The sequence below is a fragment of the Luteolibacter sp. LG18 genome, assembly GCF_036322585.1.
GTDB lineage: Bacteria > Verrucomicrobiota > Verrucomicrobiia > Verrucomicrobiales > Akkermansiaceae > Luteolibacter.
In genome coordinates, this window is record NZ_AP024600.1 from 256,642 (window position 1) to 279,772 (window position 23,131).

The 23,131-nt window shown below is 65.4% G+C and carries 26 protein-coding genes; 15 read left to right on the forward strand and 11 right to left on the reverse strand.

Annotated features, from left to right (window positions below; translation table 11 throughout):
- Window positions 1-83 precede the first annotated feature (83 nt).
- From llg_RS01045 to hisI, 3 genes are all read right to left on the reverse strand, one after another.
- Window positions 84-1,178: a hypothetical protein gene (locus tag llg_RS01045; protein WP_338287653.1), complete on the reverse strand. Its 1,095-nt coding sequence runs from the start codon at window positions 1,176-1,178 to the stop codon at window positions 84-86.
- A 116-nt stretch (window positions 1,179-1,294) separates the two neighbouring features.
- Window positions 1,295-1,645, reverse strand: coding sequence for a 50S ribosomal protein L19 (gene rplS, locus llg_RS01050; protein ID WP_338287654.1), 351 nt, complete (start codon window positions 1,643-1,645; stop codon window positions 1,295-1,297).
- Between the two features lie 117 nt (window positions 1,646-1,762).
- Window positions 1,763-2,212 (reverse strand): phosphoribosyl-AMP cyclohydrolase, encoded by a 450-nt coding sequence (hisI, locus tag llg_RS01055; protein ID WP_338287655.1) that lies wholly within the window; start codon window positions 2,210-2,212, stop codon window positions 1,763-1,765.
- 84 nt (window positions 2,213-2,296) lie between these two features.
- Between hisI and llg_RS01060 the strand changes: the two genes are divergently transcribed.
- Window positions 2,297-3,310 (forward strand): hypothetical protein, encoded by a 1,014-nt coding sequence (locus llg_RS01060; protein ID WP_338287656.1) that lies wholly within the window; start codon window positions 2,297-2,299, stop codon window positions 3,308-3,310.
- A 134-nt stretch (window positions 3,311-3,444) separates the two neighbouring features.
- On the opposite strand, the gene llg_RS01065 is transcribed toward llg_RS01060, so the two are convergent.
- A complete protein-coding gene (locus llg_RS01065; protein WP_338287658.1) occupies window positions 3,445-4,413 on the reverse strand; it encodes a hypothetical protein in 969 nt (322 codons plus the stop codon).
- Between the two features lie 236 nt (window positions 4,414-4,649).
- Here llg_RS01065 and llg_RS01070 point away from each other — a divergent pair, with 236 nt between their 5' ends.
- Window positions 4,650-5,732 (forward strand): hypothetical protein, encoded by a 1,083-nt coding sequence (locus tag llg_RS01070; RefSeq protein ID WP_338287659.1) that lies wholly within the window; start codon window positions 4,650-4,652, stop codon window positions 5,730-5,732.
- Between the two features lie 3 nt (window positions 5,733-5,735).
- Here llg_RS01070 and llg_RS01075 read toward each other — a convergent pair whose 3' ends face one another.
- Together llg_RS01075 and llg_RS01080 are read right to left on the reverse strand one after the other, a co-directional pair.
- The gene (locus llg_RS01075) at window positions 5,736-6,293 is read right to left on the reverse strand and encodes a TPM domain-containing protein (RefSeq protein ID WP_338287660.1); all 558 of its coding nucleotides are present in this window, start codon (window positions 6,291-6,293) and stop codon (window positions 5,736-5,738) included.
- A gap of 54 nt (window positions 6,294-6,347) precedes the next feature.
- Window positions 6,348-6,695, reverse strand: coding sequence for a hypothetical protein (locus tag llg_RS01080; RefSeq protein ID WP_338287661.1), 348 nt, complete (start codon window positions 6,693-6,695; stop codon window positions 6,348-6,350).
- A 277-nt stretch (window positions 6,696-6,972) separates the two neighbouring features.
- Between llg_RS01080 and fabG the strand changes: the two genes are divergently transcribed.
- On the forward strand, window positions 6,973-7,719 hold the full coding sequence (gene fabG, locus llg_RS01085; protein WP_338287662.1) for a 3-oxoacyl-[acyl-carrier-protein] reductase: 747 nt from the start codon (window positions 6,973-6,975) through the stop codon (window positions 7,717-7,719).
- Between the two features lie 13 nt (window positions 7,720-7,732).
- Window positions 7,733-8,206 (forward strand): phosphohistidine phosphatase SixA, encoded by a 474-nt coding sequence (gene sixA, locus llg_RS01090; protein ID WP_338287663.1) that lies wholly within the window; start codon window positions 7,733-7,735, stop codon window positions 8,204-8,206.
- A gap of 127 nt (window positions 8,207-8,333) precedes the next feature.
- Here the strand turns inward: sixA and llg_RS01095 are convergent, their stop codons facing one another.
- Window positions 8,334-8,888 carry a hypothetical protein gene (locus llg_RS01095; protein ID WP_338287664.1) on the reverse strand — a complete coding sequence of 185 codons (555 nt, stop codon included), beginning with the start codon at window positions 8,886-8,888 and terminating at the stop codon, window positions 8,334-8,336.
- Window positions 8,885-9,877: a hypothetical protein gene (locus tag llg_RS01100; RefSeq protein ID WP_338287665.1), complete on the reverse strand. Its 993-nt coding sequence runs from the start codon at window positions 9,875-9,877 to the stop codon at window positions 8,885-8,887. The genes llg_RS01095 and llg_RS01100 overlap by 4 nt, the downstream gene beginning before the upstream one ends.
- 171 nt (window positions 9,878-10,048) lie before the next feature.
- Between llg_RS01100 and llg_RS01105 the strand changes: the two genes are divergently transcribed.
- Both llg_RS01105 and hisA read left to right on the forward strand, forming a co-directional pair.
- The gene (locus llg_RS01105) at window positions 10,049-10,756 is read left to right on the forward strand and encodes an outer membrane lipoprotein-sorting protein (RefSeq protein ID WP_338287666.1); all 708 of its coding nucleotides are present in this window, start codon (window positions 10,049-10,051) and stop codon (window positions 10,754-10,756) included.
- Window positions 10,757-10,806: 50 nt separating this feature from the next.
- Window positions 10,807-11,571, forward strand: coding sequence for a phosphoribosylformimino-5-aminoimidazole carboxamide ribotide isomerase (hisA, locus tag llg_RS01110; RefSeq protein ID WP_338287667.1), 765 nt, complete (start codon window positions 10,807-10,809; stop codon window positions 11,569-11,571).
- Window positions 11,572-12,108: 537 nt separating this feature from the next.
- Here the strand turns inward: hisA and llg_RS01115 are convergent.
- A complete protein-coding gene (locus llg_RS01115) occupies window positions 12,109-14,175 on the reverse strand; it encodes an alpha-L-fucosidase (RefSeq protein WP_338287668.1) in 2,067 nt (688 codons plus the stop codon).
- Window positions 14,176-14,376: 201 nt separating this feature from the next.
- Here llg_RS01115 and llg_RS01120 point away from each other — a divergent pair, with 201 nt between their 5' ends.
- The 3 genes from llg_RS01120 to llg_RS01130 all read left to right on the forward strand — a co-directional run bounded on the left by llg_RS01120 (window position 14,377) and on the right by llg_RS01130 (window position 17,667).
- Window positions 14,377-15,393: a thiamine pyrophosphate-dependent dehydrogenase E1 component subunit alpha gene (locus llg_RS01120; protein ID WP_338287669.1), complete on the forward strand. Its 1,017-nt coding sequence runs from the start codon at window positions 14,377-14,379 to the stop codon at window positions 15,391-15,393.
- 10 nt (window positions 15,394-15,403) lie between these two features.
- Complete coding sequence (locus llg_RS01125; protein WP_338287670.1) at window positions 15,404-16,369, forward strand: transketolase C-terminal domain-containing protein; 966 nt, start codon at window positions 15,404-15,406, stop codon at window positions 16,367-16,369.
- 62 nt (window positions 16,370-16,431) lie between these two features.
- Window positions 16,432-17,667 carry a dihydrolipoamide acetyltransferase family protein gene (locus llg_RS01130; protein ID WP_338287671.1) on the forward strand — a complete coding sequence of 412 codons (1,236 nt, stop codon included), beginning with the start codon at window positions 16,432-16,434 and terminating at the stop codon, window positions 17,665-17,667.
- A gap of 6 nt (window positions 17,668-17,673) precedes the next feature.
- On the opposite strand, the gene llg_RS01135 is transcribed toward llg_RS01130, so the two are convergent.
- Together llg_RS01135 and llg_RS01140 are read right to left on the reverse strand one after the other, a co-directional pair.
- Window positions 17,674-17,988 (reverse strand): hypothetical protein, encoded by a 315-nt coding sequence (locus llg_RS01135; protein WP_338287672.1) that lies wholly within the window; start codon window positions 17,986-17,988, stop codon window positions 17,674-17,676.
- A 3-nt stretch (window positions 17,989-17,991) separates the two neighbouring features.
- Window positions 17,992-18,477: a hypothetical protein gene (locus llg_RS01140; RefSeq protein ID WP_338287673.1), complete on the reverse strand. Its 486-nt coding sequence runs from the start codon at window positions 18,475-18,477 to the stop codon at window positions 17,992-17,994.
- 94 nt (window positions 18,478-18,571) lie between these two features.
- Here llg_RS01140 and llg_RS01145 point away from each other — a divergent pair, with 94 nt between their 5' ends.
- The 6 genes from llg_RS01145 to llg_RS01170 all read left to right on the forward strand — a co-directional run bounded on the left by llg_RS01145 (window position 18,572) and on the right by llg_RS01170 (window position 23,079).
- Complete coding sequence (locus llg_RS01145; protein ID WP_338287674.1) at window positions 18,572-19,192, forward strand: redox-sensing transcriptional repressor Rex; 621 nt, start codon at window positions 18,572-18,574, stop codon at window positions 19,190-19,192.
- Window positions 19,143-20,693: a hypothetical protein gene (locus llg_RS01150; RefSeq protein ID WP_338287675.1), complete on the forward strand. Its 1,551-nt coding sequence runs from the start codon at window positions 19,143-19,145 to the stop codon at window positions 20,691-20,693. Before llg_RS01145 ends, llg_RS01150 begins: the two co-directional genes overlap by 50 nt.
- Window positions 20,694-20,754: 61 nt before the next feature.
- On the forward strand, window positions 20,755-20,946 hold the full coding sequence (locus tag llg_RS01155) for a hypothetical protein (RefSeq protein WP_338287676.1): 192 nt from the start codon (window positions 20,755-20,757) through the stop codon (window positions 20,944-20,946).
- A 31-nt stretch (window positions 20,947-20,977) separates the two neighbouring features.
- Window positions 20,978-21,337 carry a PIN domain-containing protein gene (locus tag llg_RS01160; protein WP_338287677.1) on the forward strand — a complete coding sequence of 120 codons (360 nt, stop codon included), beginning with the start codon at window positions 20,978-20,980 and terminating at the stop codon, window positions 21,335-21,337.
- Between the two features lie 54 nt (window positions 21,338-21,391).
- Entirely contained in the window at window positions 21,392-22,477 is a 1,086-nt protein-coding gene (aroB, locus tag llg_RS01165; protein WP_338287678.1) for a 3-dehydroquinate synthase, read from the forward strand.
- Entirely contained in the window at window positions 22,474-23,079 is a 606-nt protein-coding gene (locus llg_RS01170) for an MBL fold metallo-hydrolase (RefSeq protein ID WP_338287679.1), read from the forward strand. Before aroB ends, llg_RS01170 begins: the two co-directional genes overlap by 4 nt.
- Window positions 23,080-23,131 lie beyond the last annotated feature (52 nt).

Here is a 23,131-nt window from a genome sequence, read left to right on the forward strand (position 1 = left end):
AAACGGCGAAGACGGCTTGTCAAAGCCGCGAATCTTCCGGTGGTCTATTGAGAAAACCCCGGAAGCCGGATTTCGTCTCTGGATCAGCGCCCCTGCCGACGGTTCGGCGCGGTCGTCGGTGCCGGGTTGGCACGCGGCGCGGCCGGAGTCGCGCGGGGCGGCTGGGGCGTGGAGGGCTTGTTGGCGCCGCTGCGATTCGAGCGCGGAGCGGGTTGGGCCGCCTCGCGGGCGGGCGGAGCAGGAGCCGGGGGTGGTGGCGGCGTCAGATTGAGCCCCGCACCGAGTTCCCGCCAGCAGAGGCGGGTCACCCGGTGATGGAGGGCATCCGCCGGGTTCTCGTCCTCTGAAAGCTCCGGCAGCGCCACGTAGGCGGTCTTCCGTTTGAGCTGGCCGCCCACCAGGCTGTAGATGGTGGAAAGGACCTGCTTCCGCAGGTTGGCGGGATTGTCGACCGTGAAGGACAGGGCATCCGTGGCGGGGGCTTCCTTCGCTGAGCCGGAGAGCCACAGGGCCACGGGAGCGGGACCGGTGGGATTCGGGGACTTCTTGCCCACTGCGATGTCCACCGTGACGGCCAGAATCCCTTCGGACGCGGCCCCGATCTCGCGGGCGGCGGCTTCCAGCTCCGGCTTCAGGGCCGTTGCGGTGGCAGGGCCCGTGCCGGCGTGGATCACCACTGGAATCGCCCCCTCAGGATCGATGTTCCAAGCGGGCAGGGTCGGGCGCAGGCGTTTCACGGACGCGAGCGCGGCGGCGTAGTTCACGGGATCCGTCGAGCCGTGGTCGAGCACCCGTTCCCACGCCAGCAGGGCGCGTTGGAAAGCGCCCTTGGCCTCGAGCGCGGTAGCCAGTTTCACCAGGTGGTCGGACCCTTTCGGGGAGTCCACGGCATAGGCTTCCAACCCCGGGGCGGTCTCGATGTTCCCGAGGTCAATTTCCGGCTCCTTCGGAGCCTCCGCGGCCCCCTCGTCATTCGGGGCCTGCCCGTCGACCGCGGCCCGCTTCGGGGCATCCTGGGGCGAGGCGGGCGAGAAATCCCGGGCTGCCTCGGCGCGGACCTGGGCCAGCTTCGCCTCGGTGGGAGGCGTGGTGAAATCGTAAGTCAGAGTCCCCTGCCACCACACGAGCCCAACCACGGCCACAACCAGCAGCAACACGATGTAAACAGGCACTCGCACGCGCGGAACGTGACGCGGGCCCGCACCGCCGAAAAGCGGAAACACGCGGCACCCCGTGAAAAGCAAAATGCCCCGCCGGAGAACCGGAGGGGCATTCGCGAAAATCAGGAAAAGGCTCAGGCCTGGTCGGCGGACTTCACCAAGAGGGCGCGCTTGCCGACACGACCGCGGAGGTAGTGCAGCTTGGCACGGCGGACCTTACCCTTGGAGGCCACTTCGATCTTGGAGATGCGCGGGGTGTGCAGCGGGAAGACGCGCTCGACGCCTTCACCGTAGGAGATCTTGCGGACGGTGAACGAGGCGTTCACGCCGGTGCCGCGCTTGGCGATGACGAGACCGGCGAAGATCTGGACGCGCTCCTTGCCGCCTTCGACGACGCGGGTGTGGACCTTCACGGAATCACCGACGTGGAACTCGGCGACGTCCTGCTTCAACTGCTCTTGCTCGATTTTCTTGATGATGTCCATGGGTCCTCCTTCGCTGGAAATTGGTCCTCCGAGGCGGCCTGGGAACCAGACGGTGCCACGCGGGGGCGGGAGAGCTAGTGGATCTTTCCCGGGATTGCAACCGCGAAATTCACTGGATCAGGCTTTTCCGTACACGGCACCGGGGTCGAAGGTGCGTCCGCCGCCCGTGAATTCAAGGGCCGCGGCCCCATCCGCGCCCTTTACCACCCGGCGATAGAAACAGGAGCCGCGGCCGGTGTGGCAGGCTCCAGCCCCCACCTGCTCGACCACCAGCACCAGCGCGTCCTGGTCGCAATCGGTGCGGATCTCGACGATTTTCTGGACGTGCCCGGAAGTCGCGCCCTTGTGCCAGAATTCCTTCCTGGAGCGGGACCAATAGACGGCCTCGCCGATTTCCAAGGTCCGGCGGAGGGATTCCTCGTTCATATAGGCGAGCATCAGCGGCTCACGGGTGACGAAGTCGATGGCCATGGCGGCGATCAGTCCATCGGCGTCGAATTTCGGGGCGAAAGCGGCGCCCTCCTCGATCTCGACCTTGTTTCCACGGGGTGCGAACACGGGATTCATGGCGGGACCGTGCAACCGGTCCCCCGCCCTGCCAAGCGCCAAGTGTTGACCGGACCGGCAGCGGCGGGCCAGCATCCGCCCGGAATGGCATACTCGGCGGATCACGCATATCAATTGGTGGAAGCAGCCCACAAACGCGGGCGGCTGGCGCATGCCTTCCTGATCAGCGGGGCCCGTGGCAGTGGCAAGGAAGCCCTCACTGCCCGCATCATCCAGCTCGTGAACGGCGCGGAGCAGTCCGGCGGCGGCTTCGATCTTTTCGGCGAAGCCGTGGCCGTGGAGACCCCGCCGCTGGACGATCTGGAGGGCCAGTGGGTGCACATCCTGCGCCCGCGCATGAAATCCCGCCGCATCGCCGTGGACGCGATCCGCGACCTGGAGCGCCCGCTCCGGCTGACCGCCCCGGAGGGGAAATGGAAGGTCGGCGTGGTTGCCGAGGCGGACCGGATGGGCGTGGAAGCCTCCAATGCCTTCTTAAAGACCCTCGAGGAACCGCCGGACCGCACCCTGCTGCTGCTGCTGACCTCCAATCCACAGGCCCTGCTGCCCACGATCCTCTCCCGCTGTGTCCGCCTCCCTCTGCTCGGCGGGGTCGGACTGGAGGCCGAAGGCGGCCATGAGCTCGTCGGCGCCCTGGACAAGGCCACCGCCAATGGCCTCGGCAGCCCCCGCGTGGCCCTGACCATCAAGGCGATCTTCGGTTCCCTCCTTGAACAACGCCGTGAAACGGCCAACGCCGCCGCCGAAGCCGCCCTCAAGGAGGAGGAACAGGCTTACAAGCAGGTCACGGAAGGCGACTGGCTGAAGCGCCGCGAGGAATTCCACAAAGCCGCGGCGGAATCCGAGTATCTGGAAGCCCGCGGCCGCCTCTTCGACGTGCTCACGGCCTGGATGGCCGACGTGCTGCGGGTGAAGGCCGGATCCGGCGGCCTCGATTTCCCGGACTCCAGCGCCGCCCTCCAGCGCGTGGCGGGAAACGAGACGGAAGAACGCCTGCTCAAACGGATGGACGCCCTGGAGACCCTCCGCCGCTCGCTGGACACCAACGCGCAGGAGCAGCTTGCCCTGGAGGTCGGCTTCCTCCGCGCCTTCGGCTGACGCCGGGACCAAGATATGCAAAAGGGAACCGCGCCACACATGATGCGCGGCGCGCCCCCTGTCTTGCACACCCCGGAGACCCAATTCATCCAGTTATGATAATCCGGATCTCCAAGGGCGGAATGTGATGCCCATCAGTAGGTGATGAAGGTGCCGCTCACGTGGGTGAAGTTCGAATCGATCCAGAGCGAATTGAAGGAGCTGGCGGCCCCGGTGATGAAGCCATTGGTGCCGCAATCCTCGAATTCAGCGCAATCGGCGAAGGTGCCGACGACGTTGACCTTGTCGCTCTTGCCGGGCCCGACTTCGACCATCAGCTTTTCAGCGAAGGCCATGTTGAGCTTGAGCTGGTCGGTATCGGAACCCGTGTCGATGCAGAACCGCTCGCACCCGAAGTTGGGCAGCGATCCGACTTGCACGGCCACGTCATCCTTGCCGCTGCCGCCGGTGACTTCCAGTTTCTTGACTTGGAAGTTCTGGACGACGATGCGGTCGTTCCCGGAGCAGCCCGCGATGGTCGACCACTTGCTGGACGAGCCGCCGCTGGTCTGCGCCTTGGTGGTCAGCAGATCGGAGTCAACGGTATTGGGAGACCAATAGGCGTTGTACAACACGACCAAATTGTTCACCCAGAGCGAGTCGTTGCCGTCGTCACCCTTCAAGCGGAGATACCCGCCGGAACTGCTGACCTCCTCGCTCTGCAGACCCTCCGCAACGATGGAATACCCACCGATGGTGAGGTTGTTCAGCGCGACATTGTCGTTCCCGGAACCCATGTAAATGCACAGTGATTTCGGGATGATGCCGTCCTGGACCACGAGGCCGTCATTGCCGCCCTTCATGTCGATGCGGATGCCGCAGTAGACAGGATCGAAATCCTGATAGCTGCTGCCGTTGATTTTCGTGGAGCCGGCCAGGCTGGATACCCGCCAGGTGGAAGGCCCGATCTGCCGCACTCCGACGTTGTCCGCGGAGCTGGTGCCGCAAATCACGAGGTCACCACCGTCCAGATAGGCATTCACGTTGCCGCCCCGCGCGAGCGGAGCAGCCAGAAATGCAGCCGCACAGGCCGCGCGGAAAACACAAGACTGGGATTTGTTCATTGTTTTCTCCTTTGTTGGGGGATGGCCTGTATATGACTTCGGGAAAAGAATGTCAACTTGTTTGACAACAATAAGATATGTAAGCAAACCAATAAGTATCACTTTTGCTTACATTCCCCAAAACGTAACATGTCCCACAATTTCGGACATTTGAGCCGCGAGACTTGTTTCTTCCTTCCACCCGGCGGGGATCGGGTGTTCAATGACCGCTGGTGTCTTCGCGGCAACATCCCCCTGTGCCTCAGACCAACCGGCCCTCCCGCCGCATCCTGATCGGGACCGCCGTGCTGCTGGTCGGGGCCGCCACGGCCATGTGGTTCCATGCGAACAAGGATCCCGGCACAACCGACGGAGATGTGGACTCCGCTTCCCCCACTCGGACCACCTCGTCTCCCTCCCGCCCCCGGCCGGTCGCGGATGTGGAAGCGGTGCCTCCCGGGACCCGCATTCCCGAGCCTCCCGCCGGAAAGGCCTGGGGGCCTTCGTTGAAAGCAGCCTTGGCCGAAATCTTCGCCCTCACCAACGAGAACGAGCGCGACAGGCGCCTCCAGGCAGCCGCCGACGCGGTGGATCTGGCCGACGCGCCCGCCATCCTCTCCTACCTCATGGCTTTCGATGAGGACGACCTGGCCTCCAACCTGGTGGCCGAGCTCGACAACCGGATCCTGGCACGTTGGGCCGAGAAGAACCTGAAAGCCGCCTCGGAGTGGGCTGCCACCGCGCGCGATGGAACGATGCGGGAGGATGCGATCCAAACGGTCATCCGGGTCTCCGCCGCCGCGGACGTCGGGGAGGCGGAGAAATGGGCCCGCGCCATCCCGGACGAGGCCGGCCGCGCCTTTGCCCTGGGGGCCTTGATCGAGGACCGGACGGCCGAACATCCCTCGGACGCCCTGCGGCTCCTCAAGGAGCTCCCAGCCGAGGACGCCAATCCGAAGCGGGATATCCTGATCAACATCTCCGCGGCGGGCTGGGCCCACGACGATCCCGCCGCCGCCACCGAATGGGCTCGGAAGTTGGAAGATTCCCCTCTCAAGGCCCAGGTGATCTCGGGTATCGCGATCACCATGGCGGAGAAGGATCCCGCGGCAGCCGCGGCCTTGGCAGTGACCGAGATGCCAGCGGGACAGGCGCAATCGGATACGGTCGTCAGCCTCGTCCAGCGCTGGGCCCTCCAGGATCCGGAGAAAGCCGCCGCCTGGGTGGAGCAATTCCCCGCTGGCACGATGAAAAGCGCGGCGACCCGCACGCTGGTGGCGGCGTGGACCCTCAAGGAGCCGGACAAAGCCACCGCTTGGGGCAAGACCCAGTCACCGTGAGCCTCAAAACTCGCCGCCCACGGCCGAATCATCGGGCGTGGCGGAGCCTTCCAGCAGCCGGTCCAGTCCGCTGATCACCGTGAGAATACCGTCCCCCCAGCGTTGCAAGGCCCACGCCGGGCCCGCCAGTTCAAGGAGGTGATCAAGCGCCTCATGAGTCACGTAGGGCTCCAGCCCGTAGCCCACCATCAGCGAACCCTCGATCCGACCCGGATCGATCATCAGCAGGATGGTGTGGTTTTCCGCCCCACGATGGCTGTCACCGGCAAACGACGCCGCATTGAAAACCCAGAACGCGTGAAGCCCGAAGGGATGCTCCGGAGGAAACGTGTGGATCACCACCTGGACCGTGACCTGCGGGAACTTCCGCTCCAGCGTGTCGATCGCCCGTTTCACCTTTCCCAGCTCGGCGGAGGACAGCAACCGGCCGCCATCGGAGATCCCGGTGGACAACCGCGGCAAAGCCCCCAGCAGGGCGGAAGCCCGCGGGAAGGTCACCCGGCACGCCGGACACTCCGGCGCACCGGCGGCGAGCGGGGATCGGCAGAACGGGCACAACATCGGCGGCACTCTAACCGATGCCCGCCGGATGGAAAGCGCGCATCGGCGGCGGGATCACTGGATCGCCACCACCATGCGCTCGTTCTGATTCCGGTAGATTTCGTATTCGCCCGGCCCGGTGTAGTGGAGCTTCACCGAGAACAAGGTCACCGGTCCTCCGATCGTCAACCCGTTGCCGTCAGCGCCTCTGGCCAGTGGCCGGGAATCCGGGTCTGAAACACTCACGCAGAGGCTGGCATCCTCCCCGGACCACGCATTGAGTTCCACCAGCATTCGCCGGTGATCTGTCGAAACCAAGGTCGCCAGGGAGTAAAAGCGTTCCCCTGCATTCATGTTCTCCACCGCCGCCGGGACGGTCACCGTGGCCGTGGTCGCGCCGTCGCCCAAAGCCACGAGTTTCATGGTGACTTTCCGCGTCTCCTTCGGCTTGGAAGCTTCCGCTGGCTTCGCGGGCTCCGGTTCACCATGCAGGAGGACAGGGAAGCTGGCACACGCCCCAAACAGGACGACAAGAGACAGGAGTTGGAAACGACGGGTCATGCTCCTATTGTGACTGAATGAACCATCCGGTCATTCAATGATATTCGCCATCGTGGAAGCGGACCTTTCTCATCTGGCCGAGAGCCCTCCGCTTTGATCTTGGCACCCCGGCTCCCCCGCCCCACGCTCCGCGCCACACATGCAACGCTTTGCCAACAAAACGGCCGTGGTGACCGGCGCCGGACGCGGCATCGGCCAGGAAATCGCCAAGGCCCTCGCCGCCGAGGGCGCGAAGGTCGCCGTCGTGAGCCGCAGCGAGTCGAGCTGCTCGAAGGCCGCCGAGGAGATCAACGCCCTCTATCCCGGCTCCGCCACCGCCTACGCCGTGGACGTGGCCGACCACGCCGCCGTGCAGGAACTCGCCAAGAAGATCGGCGACGAGCTCGGCACCGTGAACATCCTCGTGAACAACGCCGGCGTCACCCGCGACGGCCTGCTGATGCGCATGAAGGAAGAGGACTGGGACACCGTGCTCGACACCAACCTCAAGGGCGCCTTCAACACCGTGAAGGGCTTCATGCGCGTGCTGATGAAGGCGGAGGACGCCCGCATCATCAACATCGCCTCCGTGATCGGCCTGATCGGCAACGCCGGCCAGGCGAACTACTCCGCCTCGAAGGCCGGCCTGATCGGCTACACCAAGGCGGTGGCCCGTGAGCTCTCCGGCCGCAAGGTGACCTGCAACGCGATCGCCCCCGGCTTCATCACCACCGACATGACCGACGAGCTGCCGGAAGCCGTCCGCGCCGAAGTGCTCAAGAAGATCCCGCTCGGTGATTTCGGCAAGACCGATGACATCTCCGCCGCGGTGCTCTTCCTCGCCAGCCCGGCCGCCCGCTACATCACCGGCCAGGTGCTGGCGGTCGATGGCGGCATGACCATGTAACCCATCCCCGCCGATGGAACTGATCCTTCTCCGCCACGGCAAAGCCGAAGACCACGGACACCCCGGGGGCGACGGCGAACGCGCGCTGGTGGAGAAGGGCTACGAACAAGCCCGCCGCGCCGGTGAACTGGCGAAGGCGGCGGGTTTCGCACCGGACCTCGTGCTCACCAGCCCGCTGGTCCGCGCCCGCCAGACGGCGGAAACCTTTTGCGAAGCCGCTGGGATCGCCGCGCCGCTGATCCAGCCGTGGATCGCCTGCGGCATGCGCGCCGACACCGCGCTCAACGAGCTGCGGGCGTTCTCCAACTTCCGGCGCGTGGCCATCGTCGGCCATGAGCCGGACCTCTCCAGCCTGATCGAGTTTCTTCTCGGTGCCAGCGGTGGCGCGGTGGACGTGAAGAAGGGCGCGCTCGCGTGCCTCGATGTGGCACCCTCGGGACGCCGCGGGCGGTTGCTGTTTCTGATCCCGCCGAAGCTGGCTGAGTAGCACAAGCATTCCTTGCTTGTGAGTGTGAACGGCTCGATGGCCGGGGAGTATCCAAACCATCCGCCGGGATCGTTTGGGGATCTCCAACAACGCGGACTCCACCCGCTCACAAACAGGAATGTTTGTGCTACCGACCCACCCCGTAGTGCTTCGCCAGCTCATGGGCGCGCCAGTGGAGGTCGCCGTGGCTCGGGGTGTAGTGGGAGGGACGTGACAGCATCCAGCGGATGTAGGGCCGGAGTTCATACCCCGCATCCATGGCGTAACGCGCGCCGATGATGTCGGCGCGGAGCTCCTGCTGGGGATCGGTGTGGCCGCGGTGGCCGAAGTTGTAGACCTGATGGGCGAACTCGTGGCCGAAGATGAACGCCCAGGCATTGAGCGGCACCTCGCGGGCGGCCCGCGGGTTCACGCTGATGCGTTCACCGCCGGACACCGCCTGAATGGACGCCAGCGGGCCATTGGTGTCATAGCTCTGATGGATCGTCCCGGCGACATACAAGCCGCTGGTGCGGGCGACGCGGTGGGCCACCCCTTCGATCTCCCCCAGCCCCATCGCGGGACGGTCGAGAATGCCGGAGAGCCCCTGCTGCCGTTGCCACGCCATCTGCCGGGCCGGCATCGGCGGCGGCGCGATGCAGGACGGGAGCAGCAGGACCGGCAGCAGCGCGAGAAACTTCATCCCTCTTCCTTGAACGGCTCGGCGCGGCGCTCCTCGAGGCAGCGGCTGAGCCAGCCAACCAGCTTCTCCGCCTCCTCCGACTCGGTGCGGAGCGAGCCGAGCGCGTTCCAGTCGATGTGGTGGCGGGAATGCGGCGCGGCGATGCGGTTGATCTCCAGCTTGCCCATGATCGCCTCGGTTTCCCGCGGGTGGGCATTCAGGATGTTCGCCGGACGCGGCAGGTCGTCGAGCGCCTCGGCAGTCAGGCCGAACGAGGTCACGCCCACACCGAACTGGGCATTGAGCTTGCGGAGGCCATCGGCCAGCGCCTCGTCCTCGATCGGCGCGGCATAGATCAGCTCGCCACCCTGCGCCCACATCGAGACGGCCAGCGTCTGGAAGAAATCCTCGCGGTAGCTGAGCAGCGAGGGCTGGATGCGCAGGCGCGCGCCGTGGAGACGGAACGGCGGCAGGCCGAGGCGCTGCTTCAGCGAAAGCATCGTCTCATCCAGCGTCATCTCCTCGTCCGCGGACTCGCCGGTTTCCCAATCGACCAGCACCAGCTCCGGATACTTCCACAGGTTGCCGAGCGGGGCGTCCTTGGCGAAGGCCTCGCGGAAGGCGAAGGGGAAGCGGCCGTTGATTTCGAAATAGCGGGTGACCACGGCGCGGAACTTGCGGATGCGCATCAGCGCGTTGTCCGCCGTCTGCGGATCCGCCGTGAGGTCGTCGAGGCGGCCCTGGGTCATCGAGAGCAGCTCCTGCGCGCCGGAGAGCGCGGGCACGGAGGCGGTGCGCTTGTAGTAGCCCTGGCCCTTTTCCACCTTCGCGATCGGCGAGGCCGGATCGCAGGACATGATGGAGAAATGATATCGCAACGAGGCATCCGAATAGTTCCCCGTGAGTTGCAGGCGGGTCAGGCGGATCAGCTCGGTTCCCTTGATCGCGTCCACCGGATTGTTGGGGAGCAACGAGGGAAGGATGTCCGATAACTGCTTGCGAAGACTCATGGTTGGGGGCGTGGCCGCGTGAAAGGCGTTAGGGTGATCCAATTCCGGCCCCGCGTCCCCATCAAGCCCGGAATGGAACCATTTTGAAAAACCGGGGTTCGAACGTGCAGGTTTTTTGAAGGAATCGGCTCCCGCTCTTGTCCAATCCGGCAACCCGGCTACCCTACCCTTATGCTCCGCGCCCTTTTCGCCACCACGATCCTGGCCATCGCCAGCGCCGCCGCCCAGAACCCGGATCCCGCCAAGATCATGGAGGGCACCCGCATCGCGACCACCCTCCAGCAGAGCGACCTCCACGGGAATCTCTCGAAAAACGGCACAAAAACCCCGGTCCACCTGTTCCTGCGCGGCAAGGACATCCAGTTCGCCTACGACTCCGGCGGCACCACCCAGCGCTTCCACCTCCGCCTCGGCGACGGCAAATACGACCTCTTCGACGTCGGCGCGGACGGCAAGACCACCATCTTTCCGGCCAGCAAGCTGACCAGCCCGATCGCCGGCACCGACCTCACCTACGAGGACCTTTCTTTTCAATTTTTCTATTGGCCGGATCCCAAGCTGGAAGGCACCGAAAGCGTCGGCGGCCAGGAGTGCTACAAGATCCGCCTCAACAAACCCGCCGGCAGCGGCGGCCGCTACGCCGTGGTCTACGTGTGGGTCCACACCAAGCAGGGCGCCTTCATGCGCGTCCGCGGCTTCGACAAGAGCGGCGCGATGCTGAAGGAATTCCAAGTCGATGAAATCATGAGCGTCGGCAATGGAGTTTACACATTGAAAAAAATGACCGTCTCCAGCATGGCGGGCGACCGCCGCACCGGCGTGACCACGCTGCTGTTTGACAAGCCGCAGGACGCGGGCGGCCCCAAGGGCCTCCGCTGACCGTCGATTCGCGGTTTACCATTTCCCCTCCACGCCCTAACACCCGGCCCGTGACGCGATTCCGCCCCTGCATCGACCTCCATGACGGCAAGGTGAAACAAATCGTCGGCGGCACCCTGCGCGACAGCGGTGCCGGGCCGACGGAGAACTTCGTTTCCGAAAAGCCTTCCGCCTGGTTCGCCGAATCGTTCCGCCAGAACCACCTGACCGGCGGGCACATCATCAAGCTCGGCCCCGGCAACGACGAGGCCGCCCGCGAGGCGCTCGCCGCGTGGCCGGATGGCATGCAGCTCGGCGGCGGGATCACCCCGGAGAACGCCGTCGAGTGGATCGAGGCCGGAGCCAGCCACGTGATCGTGACCTCAGCCCTCTTCGACCGGGACGGCCGTTTCCTCCCGGAGCAAATCAAGGCCTTGGTCAAGGCCGTGGGCCGCAAGCGCGTGGTGATCGACCTGTCCTGCCGCCGCACCGATCGCGGCTGGACGGTGGCGATGAACCGCTGGCAGACGCTCACCGACCTGGATGTGACGGTGGAGACGCTCGACCGTCTCGCGCCGTATTGCGACGAGTTCCTGATCCACGCCGCCGATGTCGAGGGCCTGTGCCGTGGCATCGATGGCGAGCTGGTCGAGTTCCTCGGTGCCTGGGGCGAAATCCCGCTCACCTACGCCGGAGGAGCCGCGAGCTTCTCGGACGTGGCGAAGGTGGACGCCCTCGGCCAGGGCAAGGTGGACGTGACCGTCGGCAGCGCACTGGATCTCTTCGGCGGCAAGGGCGTGCGATACGCGGATCTGATCGCTTGGAACCGGAGATGATAACCCATGCAAACCGCAGGAAAAGAATGTCACGCATGTGGGCAAAAAATCGTAATCGCCCCGAACGGGACGTGGTGCCCCGAGTGCCAGACGATCATTTGCAGATCTTGCATCTCGCCCAGGGAGCCTTGTCCCAATTGCGCCCGCCCTTGGAGAGACCCGGCAGACACATTCTATTACTTGAGCACCTGCTCCCGTTGTGGTGCCGGGCTTGATCGAAACTACAGTTGTCCTGATTGCGGTGAACCCTCCCAATGGGATTCAGCCGCACATTACGAACAGTATCTCACCGCGAAAAGAGAAGAGAACGACGGCCGATCCTCGGCTGGCCTGACGATGATCGCAACAGGGATATTGGTAATGCTTTTGTCCGCTCTTGTAATTTTCGCCCTATTCACCAGTGGGATTATCTGGGGATTGAGCATGGCATTTCTCTTTGGGGGAGCCTGCTTGGTCGGGGACGGCATCAGGCGTTGGAAAATGGACAGAAAGCCCTGACACCATCCTTTCTCCTCTGCTTTGAAGTAAGCTCCCCGGTTAGGGCGCGGGAATTAGGCCGATCTCCGCCGCTGTGACGTGGTTCTTCTCCACGGCGTGCAGGCCGGTGAAGCGGAAGTAGCGGGCGGTGACCGGCGCTTGCAAGGGCACGGTCTGTTCCAGCGGGTTCGCCTTGATGTTGGAGAACTCCCCTTCCGCCGCCTGCGTCCATGACTGGCCATCGCGGCTGACCTCGAAACGGTAGCGGTCGGTCATGCCGTGGGCCACGCCATCCTGGCGCGGCAGGTAGGTGAAGGCGGAGATTTTCACCTCACCGCCGAGGTCGATCACGAAACCCTGCGGCGGCGGCAGCTCACCGGAGGCCGGGTGCGTTTGCCATAGCGTCTTCGGGTTTTCGTCGATGGCGTTCTTCGCGTCGCCCGCGGTCATCGAGACCACCTTCCATGCGGACTTCGTCATCCCCAGCGCGCGGGATGCCACCGGCCCGAGCTTGTCCCCGGCCACCACGCGGGCCTTCACCACGCCGCCGGAGGGCAGATCCACCGGTTCCTTGTATTCCGAGGAGGACGCGCCCGGCTCCGAGCCATCGGTGGTGTAGCGGATCGATCCCCCCTGCGCGGCGAGGGTGAGTTTCCCCGCGTCATCGCGCGCGATCGTGGGAGCCACCAGCACGACGGGTGCCTGGAACACCGCGAGCTCACTGAGGCACGGCACCGCGGGCGAGGCGGTGATGCGGAGACGCAGGCGGTCGGTGGTGCAGCTCGTGCCCAGACGCGCCAACACCTGGTTGCCGATGGTGGAACCCTTGTGAACTTCCTTCCAATCATTGCCCTGCCACGCGTCGATCGCAAAGCCCTCGACGCGCTGGCCGAGCCGGATCTGCTCGCGCAGGCGGATCACGTCGAAGGTCGCCGGAGCGGCGAAACGGATCTCCACGGACGGGGTGTTGTTGCCGTCGTCCACGGTCCAGTAGCTGTCGATGTTGCCATCGGTGAGATTGCCGGGAGCGAACTTCGCGTCATTCCCACGGAACGGTCCGCCCGCTTTCGCGCCGCGGGCGAAGTCCTTCGAAAGCATCGATTCCCGTAGCTCGCGGAAGCCCTTCAGCGAGGCGATGTCCGGAGCACTGAGCTGCCCGGTGCGGTTCGGCGGGACGTTGAGAATGAGGTTCGCACCGCGGCCGACACAATCAAACCACACCTGCAGGAGCTTCTCGGAACTCTTCACCTGGGCGTCCTCGCGCTGGTGCCAGAACCAGCCGTGACGGATCGAGGTGTCCCCTTCCGCGGGCACCCAGCGGTCGCCGTGGGCAAGGCCGGTCGCCCCATTGCCGCCACGCTTCGAATCCAGCGTCGCCCAGTGCGGGTAGGCCACGTGACCCTGCTCGGAGCCACCCCAGCGCGCGTCGCCCGAGGTCCCCGCGCCCCACACCACGCACTGCGGCTGGAGCTTTCGGACCATCTCGACGATTTTCGGGAAGTCATAGTAGTTCGCCGGGATCTTCCGCGTTTCCTTCGCGCCGCCGTACCAGCCGTCGCCGCCGTTCGCGCCATCGAACCAAATCTCGAAGATGGGCCCGTAGTTGCTCAGCACCTCGCGGATCTGCTCATGGAAGACCTTCACGTAGCCGTCCTTGCCGTATTCCGCCTGACTGCGGTCCCAGGGCGAAACATAGACGCCGAATTTCAGCCCCTCCGCCTTGCAGGCCTGGGAGAAGTCGCGGACGAGGTCACCCTTGCCGCCCTGCCAGCCGCTTTTCGAAATGTTGCGGTCGGTGGTCTTGGTAGGCCACAGGCAGAACCCGTCGTGATGCTTCGCCGTCAGCACCACCCCGGTCATGCCCGCCTCCTTGAACTGGCGGACGATCGCGCGGGCGTCGAAGGACGAGGGATTGAACAACTTCGGGTCCTCGTCGCCATAGCCCCACTCGCGGTCGGTCCAGGTGTTCAGGCCGAAATGGACGAACGCGTAGTATTCCATCCGCTGCCAGGCCACCTGCCGCTCGGCGGGAACCGCCCCGAAGGGAGCCGGAGGGGTGGCCGCCCAGGCGCTGGAGAGCAGGGCGAAGACGGGAAGGGCAGGCACGAGGCGGGAGACAAAAGACATGACCGGATATTCAGGATGAAAGGACGCGAACGAATCAATCGGCAATTCTGCCCACAGGCATGGCGCGTAAAGGGAAAAAAACCTGCCTTCCGGCCCCACCACTTCCGGGGAAACAATCCTCCATCCCCGCACCTGGACGTTTTGCCTGTTGCGATCCGAAAGCTGTTGCGGGGCTTGTCCGCCCTGCCCTAGCCTCCTCCCGTGCCTGAGCTGGACGTGCAACCTTTTACCGATGGAGCGGTTTTGAACCGGGAGTATATCCGGGCGGCGTTCCGGTCGATGCTCCGGGCGCGCCTCCTCGAAAACAAGCTCTCCAGCCTCTACAAGGCGGGCAAGATCGTCGGCGGCGTCTACCTCGGCCGCGGCCAGGAAGCCGTGAGCGCCTGCGTCGGCGCGGCCCTGGTCCAGGGCAAGGACGTCTTCGCCCCGCTGATCCGCGACCAAGCCGGCCGCGACGCCTTCGGCGAGCCGATGATCGACTGCACCCGCACCTACCTGGGCTCCGTGATGGGGCCGATGAAGGGCCGGGACGGCAACATCCACCGCGGCCGCCCGTCGATGGGCATGCCGGCGATGATTTCCCACCTCGGCGCGCAGGTGCCGCTGGTGGCGGGCATGCTTTTCGCCAAACGCCTGAAGGGCGAGCTGGCCGGTGTGGTCGGCGCGACCTGCATCGGCGACGGCGCGACCTCCACCGGGGCCTTCCACGAGGGCGTGAACCTCGCCGCTATGGAAAAGCTGCCGATGGTGGTGGTGGTGGCGAACAACGGCTTCGCCTACTCGACCCCGAACGACCGCCAGTTCGCCTGCCGTGATCTGGTCGAGCGCGCCCGCGGCTACGGCATCGCCGGCCACGCGGTGGACGGCACCGACCTGCTCGCCTGCGCCTCGGTGATCGGCAACGCCGTCCAGCGCGCCCGCGAGGGCCACGGCCCGCAGATGGTCGTCGCCCAGCTCCTGCGCCTCTCCGGCCACGGCGAGCACGACGATGGCTCCTACGTGCCGGACACGATGAAGGCGGGCCACTACGGCCGCGACTGCATCGAGGTGGCCATGCGCCAGCTCGTGGAGCACGGCTTCGCCACCGTGGATGAACTTTTCGCCTGGCAGGAAGAGACCGCGGAAGAGGTCCAGCGGTCCGTCGCCCAGGCCCAGCAGGAACCGACGCCCGATCCCTACTCCGACGACTGGCGCGCGTATTCCACCCGACTTTCCTAATTTTTTCCGAGTGAGTGTCACCTACATCGATGCGATCCGCGAGGCTCAGCTGAAGCTGCTGCGCGAGGATTCCCGTGTCTTCCTCTACGGCCAGGACATCGCCACCTTCGGCGGTGCGTTCAAGGCGACGAAGGGCCTGGCCCAGGAGTTTCCGAACCGCGTGTTCGACGCGCCCATTTCCGAAGACGCCATGCTCGGCCTGGCGGTCGGCGCGGCGATCGAGGGGATGCGGCCGATCATTGAAATGCAGTTCGCCGACTTCTCGTCGATCGCGTTCAACCAGATCGTCAACCAGGCGGCGACCCACTACTACCGCACCGGCGTGCCGGTGCCGCTGACCGTGCGCCTGCCCTCCGGCGGCACGCCCGGCTCCGGGCCCTTCCACAGCCAGAGCATGGAATCGATCTACGCCCACTACCCCGGGCTGATCGTGGTGACTCCGGCCACCGTGTCCGATGCCTACCACATGCTGCTCGACAGCGTGGCGCTCGAGGACCCGGTGATCTACTGCGAGCACAAGTTCCTCTACCGCTGGCTGAAGGCGAAATCGATCAACGGCGACTACCTGCCGATCGGCCAGGCCCGCATCGTGCGCCCCGGCAAGCACGCCACCGTGGTGACCTACTCCGCCATGGTCCATGAGGCCGTGCGCGCCGCCGAACGCCTCCAGGCGGACGGTTGGGAAATCGAAGTGGTGGACCTGCGCTCGGTGAAGCCGCTGGACATGGACACCGTGCTGGCCTCCGTGGCCCGCACCGGCCGCCTGCTCGCCGTGGGTGAAGCCTTCCCCTGGGGTGGCGTCACCGCCGAGGTGGTGGCCCGCACCGTGAGCGAGGGCTTCCACCTGCTGGACGCGCCGCCGCAGCGCCTGAACTCCCGCGACACGCCGGTCCCCTATCACCCGAAGCTGTGGGCCGCCCACCGCCCGACCCCCGAGTCGATCGGTGAAGCCCTCCGCCGCCTTCTTTCCTTCTAATCACTCCGAACTGGAAACTCTTCCCTGGATTCTGGTTTCTGGACTCTTGATTCTCAATTCCCATGCCTTTCGTTCCGATCCTCATGCCCCAGCTCGGCGAATCCATCGCCGAGGCTACCATCGTCCGGCTGGATGTCGCGGTGGGTGACACGGTGCGCACCGACCAGGAGATCATCGAGGTCGAGACCAACAAGGCGGTGATGGGAGTCACCACGCTCTGCGATGGCATCGTCTCCGAACTCCGCGCCCAGGAAGGCGTGTCCTACTCCGTGGGCAGCGTGCTCGGCATGCTGGAGGTGACGGAAGAGGAAGTGGCCCGCACCGGCGTGGAAACGCTGGAAGCCATGGAGGCCAAGCTCAGTGTGAACCCACCTCCGGGCAGCCCGCAGGCCGAGGAAAACCTTCATTTCGGCAATCAGGACGAAAGCTACGAGGAGGCCCCGGCCGTGGTGCCCACCGTAAAGGGCCTGCCCGTGCCGACCGGCACCATGGGCGCCCACTACATCTCGCCGCGGATGCGCGCGCGGATGGACGATCTCGGCCTGCGCGAGGCGGACATTTCCGCCATCGTCGGCACCGGTTCCGGCGGCCGTGTGACGGTCAACGACCTCGAGCGTTTCATCGATTACATCGAAACCTGGCCGAGCAGCCAGGCCTCGCCGATGCGCCTCGCGGTGGCGGACGCCATGCGCCGGAGCTGGACCCGCCCGCTGGCCACCGTCGGCCTGCCGGTCCGCCTCGACCGCGCGCTGGAGCACCGCCGCAACAGCGATCCCAAGCCCGGTCTCACCCTCTATCTCCTCCGAGCTTTCGCCAAGGCCCTGTCCGAAGACCCGGCCAGCGCCGGTTTCCTGATGGGCGGCAAGGTCGTGCATCCCCGCGCCTTCGACATCGGCGTGGCCGTGCAAGTCGAGGACGGCGTGGTCGTGCCGGTCATGCGCAAGGTCGATCAAAAGCCGCTGCGCGAATTGGTCCGGGAATATGACGACATCGTCGACCGTGGCCGCCGCCGCCGCCTCACCGAGGAAGACACCAAGGGCGGCATCGCCACCGTGACCAACTTCGGCACCTTCGGCCTGACCTGGGCAACTCCGATCCCGCTGCCGAATGAAACTCTCATCCTCGGCATCGGTGCCGGCGTGAAGAAGCCGGTGTGGAGCACCGAGGTGGAAGCCTTCCTGCCCGCCACTGAGGCCGACCTCGTCCTCACCTTCGACCACCGCGTGGTCGACGGCGGCGGTGCCGGCCTGCTGCTCAAGCGCGTGGCCGAGCTGATGCAGAAGCCGGAAGAGCTCTGAGGCCTGTCAACGCACTGGCCTCCAATACATCGTCCTGTCTTTCCGGACGTTCACCCGTTTGCCTTCCACGACCGGACCGCAGGCGAGGTCGGGGCTATCCGCGGATTGCCATTCATCCGGCGACAAATGGATGCCGCCGCGTTCCCCGGCTTCCCGCAATTGGGACTCGAAAGCCCGACCGTCTTCCCAAACCCGGGCCAGCCACACGGCCTGCTCCTCGGCTCGCAAACGGACGCCCCTGGAGGCGGATACCTGTCCCAGCCACCAGAAGAAACCCGCCGCCACCACCAGCGCCACCGCCATGCTGATTCCCGCCTTCATGGATCAATTCCAGTCCGTATAGAGCCTCACGCCCACCCGCTTGCAGTCGATGGGAAAGATCTGCACGTCCAGGAAATCCCCGGTGGGCGATTCACACTCGTAGCTGGCCATCGGATGACTCTTCGTCCACGCGGCGGAGACCCGGTAGACCTCATTTCCCGGGATCGAGGTGCGGGAACCCTGCACCTTCAGCTTGGACACGAACCCGCACAGGTCCTTCCGCGCCATCTCGAAGGTGGAGGAAGCCCCCCGATCCAGAATCATGTGCCAGGCATCGCCGCGGCACTCCGGATTCGAGGCGGACGCAGGCAAGGCAATCCCGTGCTCGCGGGCAATGCGATCGGTCGATTGGTCCAGCATGGCCTCGTAGGCGACGAAGCCCGCCGCCGCGACCATGAGCAGGCCCAGCCCCCACACCGACCGGCCGAACCAACGCTCTCCGGCCGAGGGGGCGGGGACGGAGGATCCGGGATCGCGCGTTTCAGACATGCACCGGTTACGATTTCCGGTTAGGATTTCTCTCACCTCCCCTCCGGTGACCGGGCTTGACCACCGGCGATGGGATGGCTTTTCTCCAGCACCCGTGGATAAGGTGGATATTCCAAAGAAGGCCATTTACCGGCTTTCGATCTACTACCGTTGCTTGCAGCGGCTGAAGGAAAACGGCGTGGAAACGGTGAGCTCCACGGCGCTGGCGCGTGCCGCGGGCGTGAAGCCGTCCCAGCTCCGCAAGGACCTGGCGTATTTCGGCCAGTTCGGCACCCGCGGCCTCGGCTATCCGGTGGACCTGCTGGCCACCACCATCCGCGAAACGCTGGGCCGTGAGCGGCTCCAGCCGGTGGTGTTGATCGGCGCGGGCAACCTCGGCTCGGCCCTTTTGCGCTACCAAGGCTTCCAGAAGGAAGGCTTCGAGGTGGTCGCCGCCTTCGATTCCGCGCCGGACGCCGCCCGGGCCCGCGGCATCAGCGTGCCGGTCCACGCGGACACGGAACTCGACGATTTCCTGGTGAAACACGGAATCAAGCTTGCGATCCTCTGCATCCCGGTCGAATTCGCGCAAGCCACCGCCAACCGGCTCGTTGCCGCCGGCGTGCAGGGCATCCTCAATTTCTCGCCGATCCTCCTGGAGGTGCCGGCGGACGTCACCGTGAACAATGTCGACCTCGCCCTCGAACTCGAACACCTCAGCTACTTCATCCGCTGACGCGCAGGAGCGCTTCATCGCCGCCGCCCTGATCGCGCACGAGGCGCATCTGGTGGCCGAGGCCCGGAACACGACCGGCGATACCGACAAGGCACGCGAGGCGGTGATGGGGGCGTTTCTCGAACTTTGCCGCCAATCCCCGGACCTGTATCCAGAAGGCGCCAAGGATTGGCTGGAAACCGCCACGGCCAAACGGGCCCGCAAGCTGGCCCCGAAGGGCGGACCAACGACCACCGAGGACGTTCGCTGGAAGCGGGTGGCAGGCACCGGCGAAACCATCGTCGAACCCACGGCCGCACCGGTCACCCTGCTGCCCACGCAGCGCGAAACCATCCTGCATGCCGCCCGACTCGGAGTGGCCCAGCCCGATCGGCCGAGCTCATATCCCCGCTGGGTGCTGCCAATGGTCGGCGTCACCGTGGGGATCATCGCCCTCGTGATGTTCCTGAAGCGCCCGGACAACCCGGAACCGGTCGCCCAATCCCCGGCCCCTACCGCTCCTGCCCCGGCAGCAGCCACGCCATCACCGGCCGAACCTCAGGCTCCTGCGCCGACACCCGCAGCCCCGGCCCCGACTGTGCCGCTGGAGGTGCTCCTGCTGCCGTTGCCCGGCCCGGCCTTGGCTCCTGCCGCCGCCCAACCAGCCCTGAGCACCGCCGCCGCCAATGCCCGGCTCCGGAGACAGGCGCTCGACGCCGCTCCGGGGGATTTCCTGACTGGTGCCGCCGCCAAGCTCGCCGCCACCCCGAATCTCGACCTGACCACGCTGCCGGAGGTTTCAGCGCGCGCCGCCATTCAGACCTCGGCCACCCAGCAACTCCCGTTGCCTGTTCTCGCCGGAACCGCCAGCCTCGGTTGGATTTCCTCCAGCGTGACGGGCAAGCACGTGCTGCCTCCCGCCAAGGCGGTGCGTCTTGAGGAAATCCTGAACGCCTTTTCGCTGAAACCCGGCGGCACCGCCGCCATCGCGAAAGGAGCTAGCGTGGTAGCTGAATCCTTCTCCTGCCCGTGGAAACCCTCCGCCACGCTGCTGATGGTGCGCATCCAGGGCGCGGCGGATGGCCAGCGGGCCATCGAAGCCTTTCTCGACGTTGCCCCGACGGCCGTCACCCAGTTCCGCCTCCTCGGCTATTCGCCGGTGAAGGATCTGGAAAACGAGCCCATCCCCGGAATCCTGCCCGCCAAAACCGGCACCACCCTCCTGATCGAAGTCGAAGCCCGGGCCGGAGCCAAGAACCTCGGCGCCATCCATTGGAAGGTGGACGGCAAGGACGCCGCCCCTCTTCCCATCCAGCCACCGTCCGACGAAGCGGAGCCTTCCAATGACGCCCGTTTCGCCGCCCTGCTCGCCGCGTGGTCGGCGTGGCTGATCCAGGAGCAGCCCGAGATCTTCGACGAGGACCTGGTTTCCGGCCTCGCCCGCGAATGCGCCGCCGGAGACCTGCCAAAGGACCGGCGGGACGCGCTGGTGCTGATCGCGAGGAGCCTGGAGCTACGGTGAAAGCTCGCTTTTGCCGGATCACGCGTTACTTTTGCGCCCGATGACGGTCATTGAGTCCATCATGCACGATCTCCACGGCATGCCTTTGCGCAAGCTCGTGGAGGTTGCCCGCTATGTGCATCGTCTGAGCGAAACCGCGGAGCGGGAGCGCGCCGAAGTCTTGCGGGAAACCCATGGATTTCTCGATGAGCGGGACGGGCAGGCATTCGAACAAGCCGTCGAAAACTCCCGCCGCTTGGAAGACCATGGCTGATCGCTCACAGGGCATCCTGTTGGATTCCAGCGTGATCATTGCCCACTTCCGCGGGAAACTCGATCTGTTCCAATTGGTGCGGCCCAATGAACCCCTGTTCATGCCACTGGTGGCCTTGGGAGAACTTTGGAAGGGTGTCTTGAAATCGGCGAACCCACCCAAACACCAAGGCAAACTCCTGTCTTTCTTGAAGGTGGTCGCCGTACTTCACCCGGACGGCGCCACTGCCGAGCACTATGCCCGGGCCTCCGTGGCTCTGGAAACCAAGGGTCGGCCGATTCCAGAAAACGACATTTGGATCGCAGCCGTCGCCTTGGAACTCGACATGCCGCTGGCCACCCGGGATGCCCATTTCGATCGGATCGACGGTCTGACGGTCATCCACTGGTGAGGCACGCCTCCTTGGGCCTTGATTCCCCCGGCCCGGGGCCTCTTGATCCCCCGCATGCCGACGGTGCATGTGGATTTGGCGGAGCGCTCCTACGACGTGGTCGTGGAGCCAGGTGCTTTGGCGAAAGCGGGCGAATTGCTGGGAGCGATCAAATTCGGCGGCAAGATCGCCGTGGTGAGCGATGCGACCGTGGCGAAATTCCACGGCGCGCCGCTGCTGGCATCGCTGGAAGCCGCGGGCTTCAAGGCCACGCTCCACACCGTGCCCTCCGGCGAGCCCTCGAAGTCCCTTTCCCAGGCCGAGGAACTGTGCCGCTCGATGATCCGGGCCGGCCATGACCGGAAATCCTCCGTGATCGCGCTCGGCGGTGGCGTCACCGGCGACCTCGCCGGGTTCGTGGCGGCCATTTTCTACCGTGGCATCCCGTTTGCCCAGATCCCCACCACCATCGTCTCGAACGTTGATTCCTCCGTGGGCGGCAAGACCGGCGTCAACGTGGCCGAGGGCAAGAACCTCGTGGGCGCGTTCCACCAGCCGAAATTGGTGATCGTGGACCCGGAGCTGCTCCGCACCCTGCCCGCCCGCGAGTTCCTCGAAGGTTTCGCCGAGGTGATCAAGCACGCCGCCATCCGCGATGCCGCGATGCTCACGGAGCTGGCCGCCCTGGACTCGGATTCCCGCGACGTCCCGGCGGACCTGATCGCCCGCAACATCGCCATCAAGGCCCGCATCGTCGAAGCCGATGAGCACGAGCTGACCGGCGAGCGTGCGTTGCTGAACTTCGGCCACACCATCGGCCACGGCATTGAGGCCGCCGTGCCCTACGGCGAGATGCTCCACGGCGAGGCAATCTCGCTCGGCCTGCGAGCGGCTCTCTACCTTTCCGAAAAGCGCGCCGGGCTGGCGGCGGCGGATTCCGCCCGGATCCTGGCGTTGCTGAAACGATTCTGCCTGCCGCTCGTGCTTTCCCCGGAAATCACGACGGAAACAGTCCTTGAAAAGTTGGGACGCGACAAGAAGTTCGAGAGCGGGAAGGTCCGCTTCGTGGTGCTCGATGCGCCTGGATCGGCGCGGTTGAGCGACGAGGTGACCCCGGAGGACCTCCGCGAAGCGATCGAACACCTGCGCACCCAGCCATGAATCTCAGTCTTTTCACCGGTGGTTTTGTCCAGACCAACGGTTACCTGATCGAAGCCCCCAGCGGGCACATTCTCGTCGATGCCCCGGCCGGGGTGGTCGCTTGGATGGAGCAAAAGGGCATCCATCCCACCGATGTGCTGCTGACCCACCAGCACTACGACCATGTCGAGGATGTCGCCGCCCTGCACCGGCTGGGAGCCCGGATCCACGCTTTCGCGGAGTATTCGCCGTCGCTGACGCTGGAACGGGAGGCCCGCAGTTGGGGCATGCCCATCGCGATCGAGCCCTACGAGGTGAACCACCTCCTCAAGATCGACGAGCCACTGAAAATCAACGGATTCGTCATCAAACTGGCCCATGTACCGGGCCATTCCGCGGACAGCGTGACGTTCTATTTCCCGGAGGAAGGCGTGCTGTTTTCCGGCGACACCTTGTTCGCGCGGAGTGTCGGGCGCTTCGATCTCCCCGGCGGCGACGGCCCGCTGCTGCTCGATGGGATCACCCGCAAGCTGCTCACCCTGCCCCCGGACACCCGGGTGTTTCCCGGACATGGTCCTTCCACGACGGTTGGAAAGGAACAAAAGGCGAATCCGTATCTCTGAGAGGACGGCGGAGTCCCGGAGCGGGGCTGTTTCGGCAGCCTCTAACGCGCGA